This is a genomic window from Nocardioides sp. Root122 (genome assembly GCF_001425025.1).
Classification (GTDB): Bacteria; Actinomycetota; Actinomycetes; order Propionibacteriales; family Nocardioidaceae; genus Nocardioides.
Window position 1 is genome coordinate 205,555 of the sequence record NZ_LMDE01000012.1, and the last position, 19,794, is coordinate 225,348.

A 19,794-nucleotide genomic window follows, 5' to 3' on the forward strand; every position below is an offset into this window, starting at 1 on the left:
GCCTCAGGCCGTCGGGCGGACCGGTCGCGGCTTGTGCCGCAGCGCCGGCCGCTCGACCAGGCGCCACGAGGCGATGGCCAGCAGCCACACGATAGGAGTGGCGATGATCATGATCGTCCACGGGCTGGTGTCCGGCCCGCCGACCTGGACGATCGTCTGCTGCACGGGGAACGCCCAGATGTAGACGCCGTAGGAGGCGTCCCCGAAGCGCGTGAGCGCTCGGCCCACCGGCGGCACCGCGAAGGCGAACCAGTAGCTCAGGTAGACAGCGGCGAGCGTCCACGTGACGACGCGGACCGGCTCGGGGCCGAGCCCGGCGGCGATGCACAGGGGCACGAGAAGCAGGGCGACCGGCCAGGCGAGCACGATGCGCTCACGCCAGGAGTAGGCCGCCGCACCGACGGCGAACCCGGCCAGGACGTACGTCGCCCCGATGGCGGTCGAGGTCACCGTCACCCACCAGCCGGCCCAGACCAGGCTCAGGACGGCGACCGCGGTGACGACGCCGCGCTTCTTCAGCAGGCCGGTCACGCCCAGCACGAAGAGGAAGAAGTAGGCCAGCACCTCCACCGGCAGGCTCCACAGCGGGCCGTTGACCCCCGGGTGCACGTTGTCCTCGAAGACGCCCGGGAGCGGGGCGCCGAAGGTCCAGAGCAGGGTGATGCGGACCGGGTAGAACCAGGTCTGCCACGACGAGAAGTAGTCGCCCGGCGACAGGCTCGTCACCACCGGCCCGAGCACGAACGCGGTGACCACTCCCACCACGGCCAGCGCCGGCAGCAGGCGCAGCGCACGCTTGGTCCAGAAGTCGCGCGGCCGGGGGTCGTACTCCCAGCTGCGACGGATCAGCAGCCCGCTGACGGCGAAGAAGATCAGGACGGAGACGTGGCCGAGCGAGGTGCCGAACCACGAGAGGGGCTCGGCTCGGCCGACGAGGGCGAAGGAGTGCGAGACGAGGACCGCCCACGCGGCGAAGAGCCGCAGGACGTCGAAGTTGTTGTCCCGGGTCGCGACCTTGTCACCGAGCCGGACCGTCCACCGGTCCTCCGCGGCCGCCGTGGGCGCCTCGTCCCGGCTCGTGCTGCTGACGGGGGGACGCATGCTCGCACGGTACCAACGCGGCCGGGCGGCCGGCGTATCGGCGGAGCCCGGCCTCATGCCTCGGCGCGACCCTCGCGGCCGGCGACACCGGCACGCAGCCCGGCCGCAGCCGCGGACAGCCGGGGTCCGCGCCCCGGCACGAGGACGGTGACGATGCCGAGGTGGCGCACGGCCTTCCAGACCGCGTGCGCCGCCCACCCGGGATGCCTCCGCGCGTGCCGGCGCAGCAGCCGGACGAGGTTGCGCCACTGGTAGAAGTAGCGGAAGTCGGCGGCCACCACGAGGGCGGGCCCGCGCCGCACCGGACCCGCGTGGGCGTCCCCGAGCCGGTGGCCGATCCGGGTCGCGGGCGCGACGACGCAGGTGTAGCCGGCGTCGAGGGCGCGGAGGTAGAAGTCGGTGTCGACCCCGTCGATGAAGAGGGTGTCGTCGAAGTCGCCGACGTCCTCCAGCACGGCCCGCGGGACGAGGAGACCGGACTGGATCGGCTCGCCGCCGACGAGCACCGCGTCCTCCTGCCGGGCGGACATCCGCCCGATCGACTCGACGACCGCAGGCGCGACCATGCCGACGCGTACGCCGTGGTGGTCGGCGAAGCGGTGGGCGGCGACAAGCTCGGCGACGTAGCCGTCCTCGAGCCGGCTGTCCTGGTCGAGGGTGAGCACGAAGTCGGTCTGCCCGTCCAGGGCGCGCAAGCCGGAGTTCAGCGCGGCCCCGATGCCCAGGTTGTCGTCGTGACGCACGAGGCGCGCGCCCTCGGCGACGCAGTGGTCGAGCAGCAGCTCCGTGGCAGGCGCGGGGTCGGCCTCGTCGAGGACCAGGACGACGTCGTCGACCTGCTGCAGGACGCTCGCGACACCGGCTGGGAGGTCGGCACCGGGCCGGAAGACCGGCACCACGCACCCGACGCGTGCTCCGCCGCTCATGGCTCCAGGGTCAGCGTCGGCGGGGGAGGCACTGCGATAGGCTAGCCGACGATGTCCGAGCCAGTCCTGTCGCCCGCTCGGGAGGCTCCGGGCGCCGGACGAGCAGGGCAGGTGGCCCTCGCCTCGCTCCTCGGCGCCATCGTCAGCTACCTCGTCCTGTGGCTCGGCGCGCGCACCCTGAGCACGGCCGACAACACCGTGCTGCTGACCTTCTTCTCGATCCTCTTCGCCGTCTACGGCGTCCTGTCCGGGGTCGCCACGGAGACCACCCGCTCGGTCGCGACGAGCATCCGCGACGACCGCACGGTCGGCCCTCCGGTGTGGGTGGCAGGGGCAGCCGTGGCCGTGATCACCGGTGCCCTGGTGCTCGCGCTCTCGCCGTGGTGGCAGCCGGAGGTGCTGCACCGGACCTCGCCCGTGCTCGTCGGCGTGCTCGCCGTCGGCGCGGTCGGCTACACGTTCCACTCCGCCGTGATGGGCTCGCTCGTGGGCAGCGGCTGGTGGCGCGAGGCCGCCGTGGTCCTCACGGCCGACGCGCTGTGCCGGTTCGCTCTCTGCCTGCTCGTGGTGCTCGCGATCGGCGCGTCGACGACGCTCCTGGCGGCGGCCTCGGCGGGAGGTGCCGGCGCCTGGCTGCTGGTGCTCCTGGCGAAGCCGCACGTGCGCGAGGCACTGCGGCGACGCACGGACTCCGCCCCGCGGGTGCTGGCCAGGCGGATGTCGGCCTCGGTGCTCGCCCAGGCAGCCAGCGCCATCCTCATCGTCGGCTTTCCTGCCCTGCTGTCGGTCACGACCAGCAAGGCCGACTTCCGGCACAGCGCTCCGCTGCTGCTCGCGATCTCGCTCACCCGGGCGCCGGTCCTGATCCCGCTGAACGCCGTCCAGGGGCTGGTGGTGTCCCACCTGGTCCACGCGCCGTCGGTCGGCCTGCGCCTCGTGCTGCGCGCGGTCGCGCTGGTCGGCGCCGTGACGGCCCTCGGTGGTGTCCTGGCCTGGCTCGTCGGCCCGTGGCTGATGGCGACCCTGTTCGGCGCCGACTACCGCGTCGACGGCGCGGTGCTGGCCGGCCTGACCGTCGGCGCGTGCGCGATCGCCGCCCTCACCCTGTCCGGTGCAGCGACCCAGGCCTCGTCCGCGCACACGTGGTTCGTGGGCGGCTGGACGCTGGCGGCGGTCGTCGCCTTCCTCGTGCTGCTGGCCCCGGGATCGATCGAGCAGCGCTCCGTGACCGCGCTCGTCGCCGGTCCCGCGGCGGGCCTGCTCGTGCACGCCCTCGGGTTCGTGCGGGCCATGTCACGACGTCGCCACCGGCGACAGGAGGAGGTGACCCACGATGGCTGACCGCCCGTCCGTGTCGGTCGTGATGGCGACCTACAACGGCGTCGCCTACGTCGAGGAGCAGATCGCCTCCATCCTCGAGCAGCTCCACCCGGGAGACGAGCTCGTCGTGGTCGACGACGCGTCGACCGATGCCACCGCCGACGTCGTCGCCGCGATCGGCGACCCGCGCATCCGGCTGGTCAGGTCGCTCGAGAACCGCGGCTACGTCCGGACCTTCGAGGCCGCGATCGGTGCCTCCTCCGGTGAGGCCGTGCTGCTGGCCGACCAGGACGACGTGTGGCTCCCGCGGCACGTCGAGGCCCTCGCCGAGGCGCTGCGCGACCACCGGGTCGCCGCCAGCAACCTGCGGGTCCTCGGCACGGGGGCGGGCCTGCAGGGCCCGACGGGCAAGGCCGGATGGGAGCTGCGGGCCCGCGACGAGGACCGGACCCTCGCCAACCTGGGCGGGGTGCTGGCCGGGGTGCGTCCCTACTACGGCTGCGCGATGGCGGTGCGCCGCGACGCCCTCGCCACGGCCCTGCCCTTCCCGCACTGGCTGACCGAGTCGCACGACCTGTGGCTGGCGACGTACGGCATCCTGGCGGGCAGCATCGCGCACGTCGAGGAGCCGACCGTGCTGCGTCGGCTGCACGCCGACAACCAGACCCCGGTGCGGCCGCGCGGCGTGGTGCCGGCGCTGCGCTCGCGCCTGATGCTCCTGCGCGCCGTCGTGGAGCTGCGCCGCCGGATCTCGCGGCGACGCTGAGCCGCTGCCGGGCCGCTGCTACCCGAAGGCGTGGCGGGCCAGGCCGCGGAGCACGGTCCTGTCCCCCCGACGGACCGCGCCCGGCACGAGGGAGAGGGCGTGGAGCCGGGAGGTGAGCCGACGGCGGCCCGCGCGGGCGGCTTGCGGCCAGCCACGCGCCTCCATCTGGGCGACGGCCTGCGCGTAGTAGCGGCGGTCGTCGGCGAACCGGCTGCCCGCGGCGAGGGTGAGCGCGGAGGCGCTCCCGCCGTGCCGGCGGTAGAAGAAGCACGGTGTCGGGTCGAGGACCAGCGACTCGCCCGCGGCGACCATGTCGATCACCAGTGCGAGGTCCTGCACGATCGGCAGTCCCTCGCGGAACTCGTGTCGGCGCAACGCATCGGTGCGGAAGACGAGGGAGGGCCAGTAGAGCCAGTTCCCGGTGAGCAGGCTGGCCGCGAGACCCTGGCCGGACAGGACGATCGGCCCGTCAGCCGATGGGCGGATCCTCGCCTTGATGCGGTCGGCGAGCGGGTTGACCTCGGCTCCGTCGCTGTCGATGACACGCACCCCCGGCTGGATGATGGCCGCATCGGGGTGGTCGCGGTGAGCAGCGACGACGGTCTCGACGAAGGTGCGGTCGAGCAGGTCGTCGCAGCCCAGGAACATCATCAGCTCGCGCGAAGCGAGGTCACGGCACAGCTCGTAGTTGGCGGTGATGCCGAGGTTGACCTCGTTGCGCACGTAGCGGATCCGCGGGTCGGCCTCGGCGGCGAAGTGCTCCGCGACGCTGGGGTCGGGATAGCAGTCGTCGACGACCACGACACTCCAAGCGGGGTCGGTCTGGGCCTTGACGCTGTCGATGGTGGCGTAGAGCAGGGCCGGGTCACCCCAGAAGGGGATGAAGATCTCGAGCGGTCCCGCCGAGGGGGCGCTCACTCGCGCGTCTCGTTCTGCTGCCGGTCGGGGTGCAGGACGTCGTGCTCGCCGGCCGCTGCGCTGCGGTGCTGGTCGATCTCGAGGCGCAGCAGCGCGATCTCCTCGGCGAGGGTGCGGGTGCGCTCCTCCAGCCGTCCGAGCTCGGAGCTGTGCTGGAGCGTGAGGACCATGATGACCATCGATGCACCGAAGAAGAGCAGGTTCGCGGGCACCTCGAGCCCGATCGCCGCCGACGTCCTGATCAGCAGGACGGGGAACGCCGCCACGGTGACGATCAGGAGGGCGACCAGCGCCCAGATCAGGGCGTACTTCTCGCGGAGCCGGTGACGGCGCATCATCTCGAAGAGGGCGAGCAGGATGATGGCCGATCCGGCCAGTCCGAGGATGGTCACTCCGCTCATCGTGGCTGCACCTCCTGGGGATGTGCCTCGGCAGCGACCTCTCGGTGCGCGATGGCCTCGTCGCCGTCCTCGATCTGGGCGGGCCAGTCGCGGACGAGTGCGAGGAGGAGGGCGACGATCGCCCGGAACAGGTAGAGGGCTGCCTTCAGGGGCGAGTGGGACGCCCGTCCCGCCGTGCGGGCGCGCATGGTGACGGGGACCTGGGTGATGGTGCAGCCGGCACGGGCGGCGATCACCAGCGACTCCACGGTGTCGCCGAGGTACTCGGCGGGGTAGTGGGTCGCGAAGAGCGAGATCGCCCGCCGGTTGGAGACCCTGAACCCCGAGGTGACGTCCGTCAGGCGCGTGCGAGCGAGTCGCGACAGGACCGCGGCCAGCATCACCATCGCCCACCGGCGAGGCCCGCGGACCTTGTAGGGGTCGTCGGGGGTGGCGAAGCGGGCGCCGATGACGACGTCGGCGGGAGCGGTGTCGGCTCCGCCGCCGAGACGGTCGACCAGCGCGGCGACGTAGTGCGGGTCGTGCTGACCGTCGGCGTCGATCTGCACGGCGACGTCGTAGCCGTTGCGCAGGGCGTGGCGGTAGCCGGTGCGCATGGCGCCGCCGACGCCGAGGTTGAACGGCAGCTGGCACACGATCGCGCCGGCCGCACGTGCACGCACCGCGGTGAGGTCGAGGGACCCGTCGTCGACGACGAGGAGGTCGGCACCGGGGACCGCGGACAGGATCTCGGCGACGGTCCCGCCGACGGAGTCCTGCTCGTTCCACGCGGGGACGATGATCAGCACACGCGGCGCTCGAGTACCCCCGGACATGGCTGGGATCCTAACAACGGAGGCGTTCCTGCCCCGATTCGACGACCGGCCACCGACCTCAGCGACCGAAGAACTCCCTCGGCGTCACGACCTCGTAGGCCGCGGGGTCGGCGGTGCACCCCTTCGCCAGCTTCTTGGTCAGGCGTTCGGGGTCGTGCTTGGTGAGGACGGTGACCCCGCCGTTCCAGGACGTGATCGCCCAGCAGAGCCCTGCCGGGTCGCGGGAGTTCATCGTGTAGGCGGGGAACCGGATCGGGTCGGCGATGCCGTAGGCCCCGGCCTCGAGCAGCCAGAAGTTGGTCTGGCTGTCCTCGCCCTCACCGCCGGGTGGTCCGAAGTAGGAGGACACGACCGTCTTCGGTTCCACCGCCATGATGTCGAACATCTCGTCGTAGACCGCGTCGAGGTTGCTGTCGTGCAGACGGACCGGGGTGAAGACCCCGCTGACGGTGACCGGGCGGTTGGGCGGGCTGAGCTGGAAGAACAGGGCGTAGACGATGCCGAGGGTCAGCAGCGCCCCGCTGCCGCGCCAGAGCCGGCGGGCGGCGCGGGCGACGTAGGGGTAGGTCTCGGCGAAGCCCACGAGGGCCGCGACGGTGATGGCGATCCAGGCGAACTTGACCGGGTAGTAGCCCCAGAAGGGGAGGTCCTGCGCCTGGCGCGCGCGTCCGAGCTGGAGCAGCACCAGGCCCGCCGCGGGTGCGGCGACCCAGAAGCCCCACTGCAGGTCGGCGTCGACGCGGCGGTGCAGCACCACCAGCGCCACCGCGGTCACGGCGAGCACCCCGATGACCCAGTGCTGGTCGAGCGGGGGGTGGGCGCCGTCGGCGCCGGGGACGCCGCCCTGCGCCCTCAGGTCGCGCAGCGTGACCAGCAGGGCGTACGCCAGCGCTCCCGCGAGCGTCGCCAGCGGCAGCACGAGCGCCCGGCCCGCGTGGCGGAGCGCACGTCGCTGCCGCACCGCTGCCGCGACGAGCAGGAAGGCCGGGATCAGGAGGGTCGGACCCCACGCGATGGCGGAGGCCCAGGTGGCCAGCACCAGGCCGGTCACCGCCGTCACGGCGTGCCGCCGCTGCTCGGTCCAGCACAGCCACGCCAGCGCGAGCATCAGCATGCCGGGCGTGGCGTTCTGGTAGCCGTAGCCGAAGACGTAGCCGCTGACGCACCACAGCCACGGGATCAGACCGGCCGCCACGCCGGCAGCCACGCGCTGGGGAGATCCCACGGGGAGCCGGCGGAGGGCCATCATCGAGCCCAGGACGCTGAGCAGCGCGACCAGGGCGAGCATCATCACGCCGGAGCCGGTGACGATCTGGCGCACGGCCTCGGCCGGGGAGTCGAGGTCGAGTCCTGGGGCCGCCCAGCTGCCGTGGAGCACGGTGGCGAGGGGCGCGCCGTTGCCCTGGGAGCGCAGCAGGCCGCCCTGCTGCACGAACTCCCGGTTGAGGATCATGTTGTTGGCCGAGTCGCCCTGCATCGACCACCCGAGCCAGCTGCTCGTCGAGGTGTACGCCGTCCAGCCGAAGTAGCAGGCCAGGGCGAGCGGGACGAGCCCGATCGACACCAGGTCGCGGACCCGCGGGCGGTACCAGGTCCCGGCGGGCAGCCGCGCGACCAGCGCGACGTGGACCAGCGCCCACGCGCACCACGCGATCGCGCTGTCGGTCGCCAGCGACCAGCCCACGTGCGGGGCGAGCCACGACAGCACGACCTGGAGCACGGTCAGCGCCAGCAGCACCACCGCGGTCGAGAGGTGCCAGCCGACCCGCGGGGCGTGCGCGGCGATGGAGACGCCCAGCGTGACCGCGACCACGGGCAGGGCGGTGTCGAGGGTGGCCGAGGCGACCACGGACACCAGCACCAGCAGAGCCAGGGCCAGCGGCGTGGCCAGGCCCTTGCGGCCCTCGGTTCCGAGCATCACGACGTGCTTCCCCCTCTGTCCATCGATCCGGAAGGCTACAAGTTGCCGCCGGAGGCGTCTTCTCGGCGGCGTCCGACTACCGTGGCGCCGTGCCACAGCAACAGCCCGAGCAGCAGGCCCCGCCGGTCCAGCGCCTCCGCGTGCGCTACGCCAAGCGCGGACGGCTCCGCTTCACCAGCCACCGTGACTTCAGCCGCGCCTTCGAGCGTGCAGTCTTCCGTGCGCGGGTGCCGATGGCGTACTCCTCGGGCTTCAACCCGCACCCCCGGATCTCCTACGCCGGCGCCGCACCCACCGGCTCGGCCAGCGAGGCCGAGTACCTCGAGCTCGCGCTCTCCGAGGTCGTCGTGCCGGCCGACGTCCACGCGATGCTCGACGAGTCGCTCCCTGACGGTCTCGACGTCCTGGAGGTCGTGGAGTCGCCCGGCGGGTCGCTGGCCGACCTGCTCGAGGCCAGCCGCTGGCGCATCGACCTCGCCGCCGACCGCGACAGCACCACCGCGGCGGTCGAGCGCTTCCTGGCGGCCGACGAGGCCCTCGTGGAGCGGATGACCAAGAAGGGCATGCGCGAGTTCGACGCCCGGGGGGCGGTCGTCTCGCTCGCCGTCCTGCCGTCCGACGACGTCGCCGGGAGCCGTACGTCCCTGGACGTGGTGCTGCGGCACGGCACCCCGGCCGTACGACCCGACGACGTGCTGCGCGGGCTCGAGGCCGTGGCCGGCCTGGCGGCCGGTGAGGCGCCGCTGATGACCCGGCTCGCCCAGGGCCCCCTGCTCCCGACGGGTGAGATCGGCGACCCGCTGGCCGGTCGCGCATAGGGACTCGTCGGGCGGGGTGTGCGATACTCGCCACGTTCGACGTCCCCGACACCGTCGGGATCCCGTCGAGCCGACGACGTTCTCGCCGGTCACACCAGTGCCCGGCACCCCGGAGGGGTGGACGTCACCGGACCGCGACGCGGCCCCGGGGTTGGTGACAGCGACTCCGACCAGGGCCCGGCGACCGCGGCAGGTGACCGACAGCCGCCGGTGACGCACACGCGGAGGGTGTCGCCGCCACAGAAGCTTTGCGTCCCCGGGATCGCTCACGCGTGAGAGTGGACGCCGTACCCGGCACCCGTGCGGTGCCCGAGGAGCACCACATGCTCGATTCCGACCAGCCCGACAACACCACCGACGCCGGGACCTCCCAGGCCGGCAGCGAGACCGCCGCAGAGGTGCCCGCCGCCCCCGTGGTCACCCGGCGCACGCGCAAGTCGCCGGCCAAGAAGGCCGCCGCACCTGCCGAGACCGCGACGGAGCCGACCGCCCCCGAGGCCACCGACGCACCGGTCGCGAAGAAGACGGCCGCACGCAAGGCACCCGCCAAGAAGGCCGCTGCCAAGAAGACCGCCGCCAAGAAGACCGCCGCCGCCGAGCCGGTCGTGACCCCCGAGGCCACCGAGTCGCGCGTCGCCGACGCACCCTCCGAGGAGCCTGCGAAGAAGACCGCGGCACGGAAGGCGGCCAAGGCGCCCGCCAAGCGGGCTGCGAAGAAGACCGCTGCTCCTGTCGAGCCCGTCGCGAGCGACGTCGCTGCGGACGACTCCACCGACTCCTCCACTGACGCCGCCACCGGTCACGCCGTGCTGTTCCAGGCCCCGGTGGTCACCAGCACGCGACGGACCCGCAAGAAGGCCGTGGCCCCGCCGGTCGAGGACGCCACCGAGGACGCCACCGAGGAGCCCACCGAGTCCGGGACGGCTGCTCCCGAGTCGGAGCAGCCGGCCGACGGGTCGCGGTCCGGCTCGCGGTCCAGGTCCGGTTCCCGGTCCGGCAGGAAGTCGGGCAAGAAGTCCGCCGCGAAGAAGGTCGCCGACACCGAGTCCGACGAGGACCTCGCGGCGCTGACCGACGACGAGGACGAGACCACCGAGTCCGCCGAGACGACCGGCGCGGCGACCACCGAGGGCCAGGACGCGGAGGGCCAGGACACCGGCTCCACCGAGTCCACCGAGGACGCCGACGACGAGGGCGAGGGCGGTCCCGCCCGACGCCGTCGCCGCCGCGGCGGCCGCCGGCGCCGCAAGGCCGGGGACGGCGGGGGCGAGGGCACCGACGCCGACGACGAGGCCTCCGACGAGACCGCGTCCGAGTCCGACTCCGCCACGGGCGACGACTCCGACTCCGCCGACGGGGCCGACTCCGCGGAGGGCAACGGTGAGGGCACCTCCCGCCGTCGTCGTCGCCGGCGTCGCGCCGGCGAGGAGGGTGGCTCGAACGACGACGAGCCCAACACCGTGACGCGGGTCCGCAGCCGTCGTTCGGCCGAGGACCAGATCACCGCCGTCGCCGGCTCCACGCGCCTCGAGGCGAAGAAGCAGCGTCGTCGCGAGGGCCGCGAGGCCGGCCGCCGGCGCGCCCCCATCGTGAGCGAGGCCGAGTTCCTGGCCCGCCGCGAGGCCGTCGACCGGGTCATGGTCATCCGCCAGCGCCACGACCTGACCCAGATCGGCGTGCTCGAGGACCGGGTGCTCGTCGAGCACTACGTCGCCCGCGAGTCGCAGACCTCCATCATCGGCAACGTCTACCTCGGCCGCGTGCAGAACGTGCTGCCCTCGATGGAGGCCGCCTTCATCGACATCGGCAAGGGCCGCAACGCCGTGCTCTACGCCGGTGAGGTGAACTGGCAGTCGCTGGGCCACAAGGAGGGCTCGCCGCGCAAGATCGAGTCGGTGCTCTCCAGCGGCCAGATGATCCTGGTCCAGGTCACCAAGGACCCGATCGGCCACAAGGGCGCCCGCCTCACCAGCCAGATCAGCCTGGCCGGCCGCTTCCTCGTCTACGTCCCGGACGGCACCACCTCCGGCATCTCGCGCAAGCTGCCCGACACCGAGCGCAACCGCCTCAAGACGCTCCTCAAGGAGATCGTCCCCGACACCGCCGGCGTGATCGTGCGCACCGCGGCCGAGGGCGCCAGCGAGGAAGAGCTGACCCGCGACGTGGAGCGGCTCAAGGCGCGCTGGGAGGACATCGAGAAGAAGTCGGGCAACAAGGGCTCCGGCCCGCAGCTGCTCTACGGCGAGCCCGACCTGACGCTGAAGGTCGTCCGCGACCTGTTCACCGAGGACTTCTCCAAGCTCGTCATCGAGGGTGACGACGCCTGGGACACCGTCCGCGGCTACGTCGAGTCCGTCGCTCCTGACCTGGCCGAGCGCGTGGAGAAGTACGAGCGCAACGGCGCCGGCGACGTGTTCTCGACCTACCGGATCGACGAGCAGATCCACAAGGGCCTGGACCGCAAGGTCTGGCTGCCCTCCGGCGGCTCGCTGATCATCGACCGCACCGAGGCGATGACCGTCGTCGACGTCAACACAGGCAAGTTCACCGGCTCCGGTGGCAACCTGGAGGAGACGGTCACCAAGAACAACCTGGAGGCGGCCGAGGAGATCGTGCGCCAGCTCCGGCTGCGCGACATCGGCGGCATCATCGTCGTCGACTTCATCGACATGGTCCTGGAGTCCAACCGCGACCTGGTCGTGCGTCGCCTCGTCGAGTGCCTGGGCCGCGACCGGACCCGTCACCAGGTGGCCGAGGTCACCTCGCTCGGCCTGGTGCAGATGACCCGCAAGCGGATCGGCACCGGCCTGCTCGAGGCCTTCAGCGAGAACTGTGAGCACTGCCAGGGACGCGGGGTGGTCGTCAAGGACCAGCCCGTCGACCCGAACGCGAAGTCCGAGGACGGCGAGGGCCGGCGCAGCAGCCGGCGCCGCGGCCGTCGCGGTGCCTCGGGTGAGGGCGATGGCAACGGAAGTGGAAACGGCAACGGCAACGACAAGCAGGCCGAGCACCACGCCCCGTCGCCGAAGGACGTCGCCGCGATGGCCCGCCACGAGAAGCCCGCGGACGAGGCGCCCGGCGGGTCCGGGGACGACGCCGACGACGCCGACGACATCGAGGCAGCCGAGGTCACCGCGCCCAGCGTGGCGGCCGAGCCCACCGAGCCGACGACCGCTCCTGTCGCACAGGACGAGCCGTCCGCGGCCACCCGGGTGGAGACGCCTGCGGAGACCACTGCGGACACCACTCCGGAGACCCCGGTGGAGACGCCGGCCCACGAGGCCCGGGCCGACGCGGTGGCGGAGCCCGCCGCGGAGACCCCGGCCGAGACGACCGCAGGGACCACCACAGGGACCACCGAGTCGACCACCGCGGGCAGCACCGCTGAGCCGGTCGCCGACGAGGCGCCCGCCGAGCCCGAGAAGCCGCGGGTGGTGACCCGGACGCGTCGCCGCTCCGCGAGCCGTCCTGCCGGCCCCCCGGCCCTTCCCGCCCTGTCCGAGTCGCGACCCGTGTCGTCGGGCGTCACCGGCACGCTGCCGGACTCCGGCGCCGTCGAGCCCGGCACGGCCGGCGTCGAGCCGGGCGTGGGCACGCCGGCGGCGGGGGAGGAGTCCGACGCCGCCGATGCGCCCAGCGTCGGGCACGTCCCGATCAAGAAGAAGGGCTCGCGCAAGCGCTGAGCTCCTCGAGGTCAGCGAGCAGGCGCGACGGAGTCGCGCTCATCGCTGGCCTCTGAGGACGCTCGTGCCGGCACCACGGACGTCGTTTTGCCCGGCCGCCACCCGATCCCGTAGTCTTGTCCCTCGGTGTTCGATCACCAATCCTGCGCACCCGCCCCGCGGCCGCACCTCGCCCGAAGTCCAGGCGGTGTCGTGCGCAGACCCCAAGTTCTCAGACCCGCAGTTCGTATCAAGGAGAGTGACTCGCCGTGTACGCAGTCGTGCGCAGTGGCAGCAAGCAGCAGAAGGTTGCCGTGGGCGACGTCATCGAGATCGACGCGATGGCCGCCGCCGGTGACACCCTCACCCTTCCCGTGGTGATGGTGGTCGACGGCGACAAGGTCACCGCGACCGGCCTCGACAAGGCGAGCGTGACCGTCGAGGTCACCGGCCGCACCAAGGGCCCGAAGATCATCATCCAGAAGTACAAGAACAAGACCGGTTACAAGAAGCGCCAGGGTCACCGCCAGAAGTACACCCAGGTCAAGGTCACCGACATCTCCCTCTGAGCGTTCGCTCGAGGTCGGCTCGTCTCTCTCCACAGATACCTAAGGACTGAACAATGGCTCACAAGAAGGGTGCTGCGAGCACCAAGAACGGTCGTGACTCCAACGCGCAGCGCCTCGGCGTGAAGCGCTTCGGCGGCCAGGTCGTCGGCGCCGGCGAGATCATCGTCCGCCAGCGGGGCACCCACTTCCACCCGGGCACCGGCGTGGGCCGTGGCGGCGACGACACCCTGTTCGCCCTGCAGGCCGGCGCGGTCGAGTTCGGCACCCGCCGCGGCCGCAAGGTCGTCAACATCACGCCCGTCGACTGAGCCTGCGAAGTCGACAGCAGGGCGGGAGATTGAGGAGAGCTCGGCTCAGATCCGAGCTTGCGAGGAGCTGAGCGACTCGTCTCGAAGTCCGACCACACAGGGCGTCCCGATCGGGGCGCCCTTCGTGGTTTCGAGGCTCGCTCCGCTCGCACCTCAACCACCGAGAGCAAAGAAGGAACCACCATGGCCCTCCCCACCTTCGTCGACCACGTCACGCTGCACGTCGCAGCCGGACGGGGCGGGAACGGTGTGGCCTCGGTGCACCGCGAGAAGTTCAAGCCCCTCGGCGGCCCCGACGGCGGCAACGGCGGTCCCGGCGGGTCGGTGATCCTCGAGGTCGACACCAGCGTGACGACACTCGTCGACTACCACCACAGCCCGCGGCGCAAGGCCGAGCACGGCGGCCACGGTGCCGGCGGGCACCGCAACGGGGGGCACGGCAAGGACCTCGTCCTCCCGGTGCCCGACGGCACGCTCGTCAAGGACGTCGAGGGCAACGTGCTGGCCGATCTCGTCGGTCATGGCACCACCATCGTGATCGCCCAGGGCGGCCGTGGCGGCCTCGGCAACGCCGCCCTCGCGTCCTCCAAGCGCAAGGCCCCCGGCTTCGCCCTCCTGGGCGAGCCCGGGGACGAGCTCGACGTACGCCTCGAGCTCAAGGTCGTCGCCGACATCGGCTTGGTCGGCTTCCCGAGCGCGGGCAAGTCGTCGCTGATCGCCGCGATCTCGCGGGCGCGGCCCAAGATCGCCGACTACCCGTTCACCACCCTCGTGCCCAACCTCGGGGTGGTCACCGCCGGCGAGACGACGTTCACCGTCGCCGACGTGCCCGGCCTGATCGAGGGCGCCGCGGAGGGTCGCGGCCTGGGCCACGACTTCCTGCGCCACATCGAGCGCTGCGCCGCGCTCGTGCACGTCGTCGACACCGCCTCCATCGAGCCGGGCCGCAACCCGGTCGACGACCTCGACGTCATCGAGGGCGAGCTCGCCCGCTACGGCGGCCTCGAGGATCGCCCGCGCCTGGTCGCGCTCAACAAGGTCGACGTCCCCGATGGCCAGGACATCGCGGACATGGTCGTGGAGGAGCTGCGCGGGCGGGACCTGCGCGTCTTCGAGGTGAGCGCCGCGTCGGGCGCCGGCCTGCGCGAGCTCACCTTCGCGATGGCCGAGATCGTGGCCGCGTCCCGCGCCGAGCGTCCCGAGGTCGAGGCGCAGCGCATCGTGCTCCGCCCACGCGCGGTCGACGGCGGTGGCGACTTCGAGGTCACCCAGACCGAGGACGGCTGGCGCGTGCGCGGGCCCAAGCCGGAGCGCTGGGTGCGTCAGACCGACTTCAGCAACGAGGAGGCCGTCGGCTTCCTCGCCGACCGTCTCAACCGCCTCGGGGTGGAGCTCAAGCTCACCCAGATGGGCGCGCAGGAGGGCGACACGGTCCTCATCGGCTCCGAGGACAACTCGGTGGTCTTCGACTTCAAGCCCAGCATCGAGTCCGCGGGGGCGGAGATGCTCGGTCGCCGCGGTGAGGACGAGCGGCTCCGCGAGAACCGTCCCGCCCGCGACCGGCGTCGCGACATCGCCGAGGCGATGGAGACCAAGAGCGAGGAGGAGGCCCGCGCCGACGTGGCCCGTCGCCTCGACGCGCAGCGCCGCGCGAAGGGACCCAACCGCAGCACCGGCTCCTCCGGCGTCGGCCCGATGTCCTACGAGATCGGCTCCAAGGACGACCCCGACTGGGACGGCAGTGACGACGACTGACCGGTCGAGCCTCGTCGGCGGCGCCAAGCGCGTCGTCGTCAAGGTCGGCTCGTCGTCGCTGACCACCGCCTCCGGCGGGATCGACCCGGCGCGGGTGCGCCAGCTCGTCGAGGTGCTCGCTGCGGCGCGCGACAGCGGCGCCGAGCTCGTCCTGGTCTCGTCCGGCGCCATCGCGGCCGGCCTCGCGCCCCTCGGCCTGTCGAAGCGGCCGCGCGCCCTGCCCCTCCAGCAGGCCGCGGCCTCGGTCGGCCAGGGGTTGCTCGCCCACCGCTACCAGGAGGAGTTCGCCCGGCACGGCATCATCACCGGCCAGGTGCTGCTCACCGTCGACGACGTCACCCGCCGGGTGCACTACCGCAACGCGCACCAGACCTTCGCCAAGCTGCTCGAGCTCGGGGTGGTCCCGATCGTCAACGAGAACGACACGGTCGCGACGTCCGAGATCCGCTTCGGCGACAACGACCGACTGGCCGCGCTGGTGGCCCACCTCGTGCACGCCGACCTCCTCGTCCTGCTCTCCGACGTCGACGGCCTCTACGACGGTCCACCGGACCGCCCCGGCTCCCGACTGGTCCCGGTGGTGCACTCCGAGGCCGACCTCGCGTCGGTGACGATCGGGACGACCGGCCCCTCCGGCGTGGGCACGGGCGGCATGACGACCAAGGTCGACGCGGCCCGGATCGCCACCGGCGCCGGGATCGACGTCGTGCTCACCTCCGCCGACCAGGCGGCCGCCGCCCTGGCCGGTGCCGAGGTCGGCACGCTCTTCGAGGCCACCGGCAAGAGGCGGCCGACCCGGCTGCTCTGGTTGGCCCACGCCACGTCCGGCCAGGGCACGCTCACCCTCGACGCGGGCGCCGTACGAGCCGTGGTCGAGCGCCGGGCATCGCTGCTGGCGGCCGGCATCACCGCGGTCGACGGCACCTTCGTGGCCGGTGACGCGGTCGACGTGCTCGACCCGGCCGGCACCCCGGTCGCCCGCGGGCTGGTGAACTTCGACGCCGACGAGCTCCCGGCGCTGCTCGGCCGCTCGACCAAGGAGCTCAAGGCGGCCCTCGGGGCGGCGTACGAGCGCGAGGTCATCCACCGCGACGACCTCGTCCTGCTGGGCTGAGCCCGGACGGCAGCTCGTCAGCCCGCCGCGGACAGGTCCTGGTCCAGCTCGTCCATGGTGCTGGTGAAGGCGCCCTCGAGGTCCACGCCGTAGGCGTCGGCGAGCGTCAGCACGCTCCAGAGACAGTCGGCGAGCTCGTGCGCGAGCGCCTCGTCGAGGTCGTCGCGCGGGCGTACGCCGGCCTTGCCCTGCACGAGCTTGGCCAGGTCGCCGACGTCGCCGAGGAAGCCGAGCATGATCTCCTCAGTGGTCCACGACCGTCCGTAGTCCGACGCCTCGACCTCGGCGTACTTCGCGCGGACCGCGCGTGCCCGTGCCTGCATCTGCTGGAACTCCATGGGTCCACCGTTCCACAGCCGGCGAGCAGTAGCGTCGATCCATGACGCACGAGCGGGAGCCGCTGCACCGCACCGCCGAGGAGGTCGCGGAGGACGAGAGGTTCTTCCGCTGGTACGGCGAGTGGGACCCGCTCGACCCCGACGGCGTCGTGGCGATGATGGCCGGCTTCGAGCGGCCGTGGTGGATCGTCGGCGGCTGGTCGATCGAGGCGTTCACCGGTGTGCCCCGTGAGCACGAGGACGTCGACGTCTCCCTCCTCGGCTGCGACCTCACCGCCTTCCGCGAGCACGTCGGCGACGCGTGGCACCTGTGGAGCAACCACGGGGGCACCCTGCGTCCCTTCGACGACCGCCACCCGGAGGTGCTCGACGTGGGCAGCCAGGTGTGGATCCGGCGGAGCGCCCGCGACCCGTGGGTCGTCGACATGGTGCCCACCCCCGACCGCGACGGCCTGTGGACCAACAAGCGCGACCCCGACCACGTCGCGCCGCTGGAGGACGTCACGTGGGTGGCCGACACGGGGGTGCGCTACCAGCGGCCCGAGGTCACCCTCCTCTACAAGGCCCGCCTCGCCCGACCCAAGGACGACCGCGACCTCGCCGTCACGTGGCCCCTGCTCGGTGCGGACGCGCGGGCGTGGCTGCGCGAGGCGGTGGCCCGCCTCCACCCCGGGCATCCCTGGCTCGACGGCACGATGGCGGGTTGACTCCGGTCGCCCCGTAGGCTTGGCAGGTCATGAGCGAGCGCATCGTCTACCTCGACCACGCCGCGACCACGCCGATGCTGCCGGTCGCGGTCGAGGCGATGACCCGCCAGCTCAGCGGCGTGGGCAACGCGAGCTCGCTGCATGCCTCCGGCCGCGGCGCGCGTCGCGTCGTGGAGGAGTCGCGCGAGACGATCGCCGGCGTCATCGGAGCCCGGCCAGGGGACGTGGTCTTCACCTCGGGCGGCACCGAGTCCGACAACCTCGCGCTCAAGGGGATCTTCTGGGCGCGACGGGCCGAGGACCCGCGCCGCACCCGCATCCTGTCGTCCTCGATCGAGCACCACGCGGTCCTCGACCCGCTGCACTGGCTCGCGGAGACCGACGGCGCCGAGGTCGAGCTGCTGCCCGTGTCGGGGCAGGGCGTGCTGGACGTCGAGGCACTGCGGGAGTCCGTGTCCCGCGACCCCGCATCCGTCGCGCTGATCTCGGTGATGTGGGCCAACAACGAGGTCGGCTCGCTGCAGCCGATCGACGAGGTGGTGGCGATCGCCGGCGAGCACGGGATCCCGGTGCACACCGACGCGGTGCAGGCGGTGGGGCAGGTGCCGGTGGACTTCGCCGGCTCCGGCGTCGACGCACTCACCTTCACCGGGCACAAGGTCGGCGGTCCCTACGGCGTGGGTGCGCTCGTCGTACGCCGTGACCTGGCCGTCAGTGCCCTGGTGCACGGCGGCGGCCAGGAGCGTGACATCCGCAGTGGCACCCTCGACGTGCCCGCGATCGCCGGCCTCGCCGCCGCTGTCGAGGCATCGGTGAAGGACCAGCACGAGCACGCCGTGCGCGTCGCCGCGCTGCGCGACGACCTGGTCCGCCGGGTGGTCGAGGTGGTGCCCGACGCCCACCTGCACGGCACGCCGTGCGGTCCGCTCCGACTGCCCGGCAACGCGCACCTCGGCTTCCCGGGCTGTGAGGGCGACTCCCTGCTGATGCTGCTCGACGCCCGCGGCATCGAGTGCTCGACCGGCTCCGCCTGCTCGGCAGGCGTGCCGCAGCCGTCCCACGTCCTCCTGGCGATGGGGTGCACCGACGACCAGGCACGCCACTCCCTGCGCTTCACCCTCGGCCACTCGACGACCCCGGCCGACGTCGACGCGCTCGTCGAGGCGATCGGCCCCGTGGTCGAGCGCGCCCGCGCCGCCAGGGGGCTGTGATGAAGGTCGTCGCCGCGATGTCGGGCGGCGTGGACTCCGCCGTCGCCGCGGCCCGCGCCGTCGAGGCCGGGCACGACGTGACGGGCGTCCACCTCGCGCTGAGCCGCAACCCGGCGTCGTACCGCTCGGGTGCGCGGGGCTGCTGCACGATCGAGGACAGCAACGATGCCCGGCGCGCGGCCGACGTGATCGGCATCCCGTTCTACGTGTGGGACCTCTCCGACCGCTTCCACGAGGACGTCGTCGAGGACTTCATGGACGAGTACGCCGCCGGCCGGACGCCGAACCCCTGCCTGCGCTGCAACGAGAAGATCAAGTTCGCCGCGGTCCTCGACCGGGCGCTCGCCCTCGGCTTCGACGCCGTCGCCACCGGCCACTACGCCCGGCTGCGCACCGGTGCCGACGGCCTCATCGAGATGCACCGCGCGACCGACCACGGCAAGGACCAGTCCTACGTCCTCGGCGTGCTCGACCAGGACCAGCTGCGGCACTCGCTGTTCCCGCTGGGTGACACGGCCAAGCCCGACGTGCGGCGCGAGGCGGAGGCGCGCGGCCTGCTCGTCGCGGGCAAGCCCGACTCGCACGACATCTGCTTCGTGGCGGACGGCGACAACGCCGGCTGGCTGCGCGAGAAGCTCGGTGACCGGGCGCCCAACCACGGCGGCGACATCGTCGACGTGACGACGGGGGAGACGGTCGGAAGGCACGAGGGCACGTACGGCTTCACCATCGGTCAGCGGCGCGGCCTCCGCCTGGGCGTGCCGGCCGCGGACGGCAAGCCTCGTTTCGTGCTCGACATCGAGCCGGTCAGCGGCACCGTCACCGTCGGCCCCCGCGAGCGGCTCGCGGTCGGGCACGTCTCGGGGATCCGGCCGCGGTGGTGCGGCACGGTCCCCCAGCGGGTCGACGGGACCGTCCAGCTGCGCGCGCACGGCGCCGAGCACCGCGCCACGGTGGTCGTTGACGGCGACCGGGTGGAGATCGACCTGCACGAGCCCGCCGAGGGCATCGCCCCCGGGCAGGCAGCGGTGATCTACGACGGCACGCGTGTCGTCGGGTCGGCCACGATCGAGGCGACCCGCCCCGTCGAGGTCGTCACCGCATGAACACCCCACGACGTTCCTCTCCTCCGCTGCGCTCCTCC

At 72.7% G+C, this 19,794-nt stretch carries 18 protein-coding genes; 11 read left to right on the top strand and 7 right to left on the bottom strand.

The genetic code is table 11. The annotated features are described in order from the left end of the window. Positions 1–3: 3 nt before the first annotated feature. Both ASC64_RS16450 and ASC64_RS16455 read right to left on the bottom strand, forming a co-directional pair. Positions 4–1,101, bottom strand: a complete 1,098-nt coding sequence (locus tag ASC64_RS16450; RefSeq protein WP_056908617.1) for an acyltransferase family protein — start codon at positions 1,099–1,101, stop codon at positions 4–6. A gap of 53 nt (positions 1,102–1,154) precedes the next feature. Further along, positions 1,155–2,027, bottom strand: a complete 873-nt coding sequence (locus ASC64_RS16455) for a glycosyltransferase (RefSeq protein ID WP_056908618.1) — start codon at positions 2,025–2,027, stop codon at positions 1,155–1,157. Between the two features lie 51 nt (positions 2,028–2,078). On the opposite strand from ASC64_RS16455, the gene ASC64_RS16460 reads away from it, so the two are divergent. Then, complete coding sequence (locus tag ASC64_RS16460; RefSeq protein ID WP_156385243.1) at positions 2,079–3,368, top strand: hypothetical protein; 1,290 nt, start codon at positions 2,079–2,081, stop codon at positions 3,366–3,368. Beyond that, positions 3,361–4,113: a glycosyltransferase gene (locus tag ASC64_RS16465; RefSeq protein ID WP_056908620.1), complete on the top strand. Its 753-nt coding sequence runs from the start codon at positions 3,361–3,363 to the stop codon at positions 4,111–4,113. Before ASC64_RS16460 ends, ASC64_RS16465 begins: the two co-directional genes overlap by 8 nt. A gap of 18 nt (positions 4,114–4,131) precedes the next feature. Here the strand turns inward: ASC64_RS16465 and ASC64_RS16470 are convergent, their stop codons facing one another. From ASC64_RS16470 to ASC64_RS16485, 4 genes are read right to left on the bottom strand one after another with little or no spacing between them, the layout of a single operon-like run. Then, positions 4,132–5,031, bottom strand: coding sequence for a glycosyltransferase (locus tag ASC64_RS16470; RefSeq protein WP_056908621.1), 900 nt, complete (start codon positions 5,029–5,031; stop codon positions 4,132–4,134). Further along, entirely contained in the window at positions 5,028–5,432 is a 405-nt protein-coding gene (locus ASC64_RS16475; RefSeq protein ID WP_056908622.1) for a DUF2304 domain-containing protein, read from the bottom strand. Before ASC64_RS16475 ends, ASC64_RS16470 begins: the two co-directional genes overlap by 4 nt. Next, on the bottom strand, positions 5,429–6,247 hold the full coding sequence (locus ASC64_RS16480) for a glycosyltransferase family 2 protein (RefSeq protein ID WP_056908623.1): 819 nt from the start codon (positions 6,245–6,247) through the stop codon (positions 5,429–5,431). The genes ASC64_RS16475 and ASC64_RS16480 overlap by 4 nt, the downstream gene beginning before the upstream one ends. A 58-nt stretch (positions 6,248–6,305) precedes the next feature. Further along, positions 6,306–8,165 (bottom strand): hypothetical protein, encoded by a 1,860-nt coding sequence (locus ASC64_RS16485; RefSeq protein ID WP_156385244.1) that lies wholly within the window; start codon positions 8,163–8,165, stop codon positions 6,306–6,308. A 92-nt stretch (positions 8,166–8,257) separates the two neighbouring features. Here ASC64_RS16485 and ASC64_RS16490 point away from each other — a divergent pair, with 92 nt between their 5' ends. The 6 genes from ASC64_RS16490 to proB all read left to right on the top strand — a co-directional run bounded on the left by ASC64_RS16490 (position 8,258) and on the right by proB (position 16,394). Then, complete coding sequence (locus ASC64_RS16490; RefSeq protein ID WP_056908625.1) at positions 8,258–8,986, top strand: TIGR03936 family radical SAM-associated protein; 729 nt, start codon at positions 8,258–8,260, stop codon at positions 8,984–8,986. Between the two features lie 323 nt (positions 8,987–9,309). Further along, positions 9,310–12,669, top strand: a complete 3,360-nt coding sequence (locus ASC64_RS16495; RefSeq protein WP_082550585.1) for a ribonuclease E/G — start codon at positions 9,310–9,312, stop codon at positions 12,667–12,669. Between the two features lie 248 nt (positions 12,670–12,917). Continuing rightward, positions 12,918–13,217, top strand: a complete 300-nt coding sequence (gene rplU, locus ASC64_RS16500) for a 50S ribosomal protein L21 (RefSeq protein ID WP_056908626.1) — start codon at positions 12,918–12,920, stop codon at positions 13,215–13,217. 53 nt (positions 13,218–13,270) lie between these two features. Further along, positions 13,271–13,525, top strand: coding sequence for a 50S ribosomal protein L27 (gene rpmA / locus ASC64_RS16505; RefSeq protein WP_056908627.1), 255 nt, complete (start codon positions 13,271–13,273; stop codon positions 13,523–13,525). Between the two features lie 183 nt (positions 13,526–13,708). Next, positions 13,709–15,280, top strand: coding sequence for a GTPase ObgE (obgE, locus tag ASC64_RS16510; protein WP_056908628.1), 1,572 nt, complete (start codon positions 13,709–13,711; stop codon positions 15,278–15,280). Further along, entirely contained in the window at positions 15,267–16,394 is a 1,128-nt protein-coding gene (gene proB, locus ASC64_RS16515) for a glutamate 5-kinase (protein WP_056908629.1), read from the top strand. Before obgE ends, proB begins: the two co-directional genes overlap by 14 nt. A gap of 17 nt (positions 16,395–16,411) precedes the next feature. On the opposite strand, the gene ASC64_RS16520 is transcribed toward proB, so the two are convergent. Further along, complete coding sequence (locus tag ASC64_RS16520) at positions 16,412–16,732, bottom strand: MazG nucleotide pyrophosphohydrolase domain-containing protein (protein ID WP_056908630.1); 321 nt, start codon at positions 16,730–16,732, stop codon at positions 16,412–16,414. A 41-nt stretch (positions 16,733–16,773) separates the two neighbouring features. Between ASC64_RS16520 and ASC64_RS22560 the strand changes: the two genes are divergently transcribed. Genes ASC64_RS22560 through mnmA form a run of 3 tightly spaced genes read left to right on the top strand, consistent with a single transcriptional unit; the run spans position 16,774 to position 19,756 of the window. After that, positions 16,774–17,439 carry a nucleotidyltransferase domain-containing protein gene (locus tag ASC64_RS22560; RefSeq protein ID WP_056908631.1) on the top strand — a complete coding sequence of 222 codons (666 nt, stop codon included), beginning with the start codon at positions 16,774–16,776 and terminating at the stop codon, positions 17,437–17,439. A 29-nt stretch (positions 17,440–17,468) separates the two neighbouring features. Beyond that, positions 17,469–18,650 carry a cysteine desulfurase family protein gene (locus ASC64_RS16530; protein ID WP_200937847.1) on the top strand — a complete coding sequence of 394 codons (1,182 nt, stop codon included), beginning with the start codon at positions 17,469–17,471 and terminating at the stop codon, positions 18,648–18,650. After that, complete coding sequence (gene mnmA, locus ASC64_RS16535) at positions 18,650–19,756, top strand: tRNA 2-thiouridine(34) synthase MnmA (RefSeq protein ID WP_056908632.1); 1,107 nt, start codon at positions 18,650–18,652, stop codon at positions 19,754–19,756. Before ASC64_RS16530 ends, mnmA begins: the two co-directional genes overlap by 1 nt. The last annotated feature ends 38 nt before the right edge of the window (positions 19,757–19,794 follow it).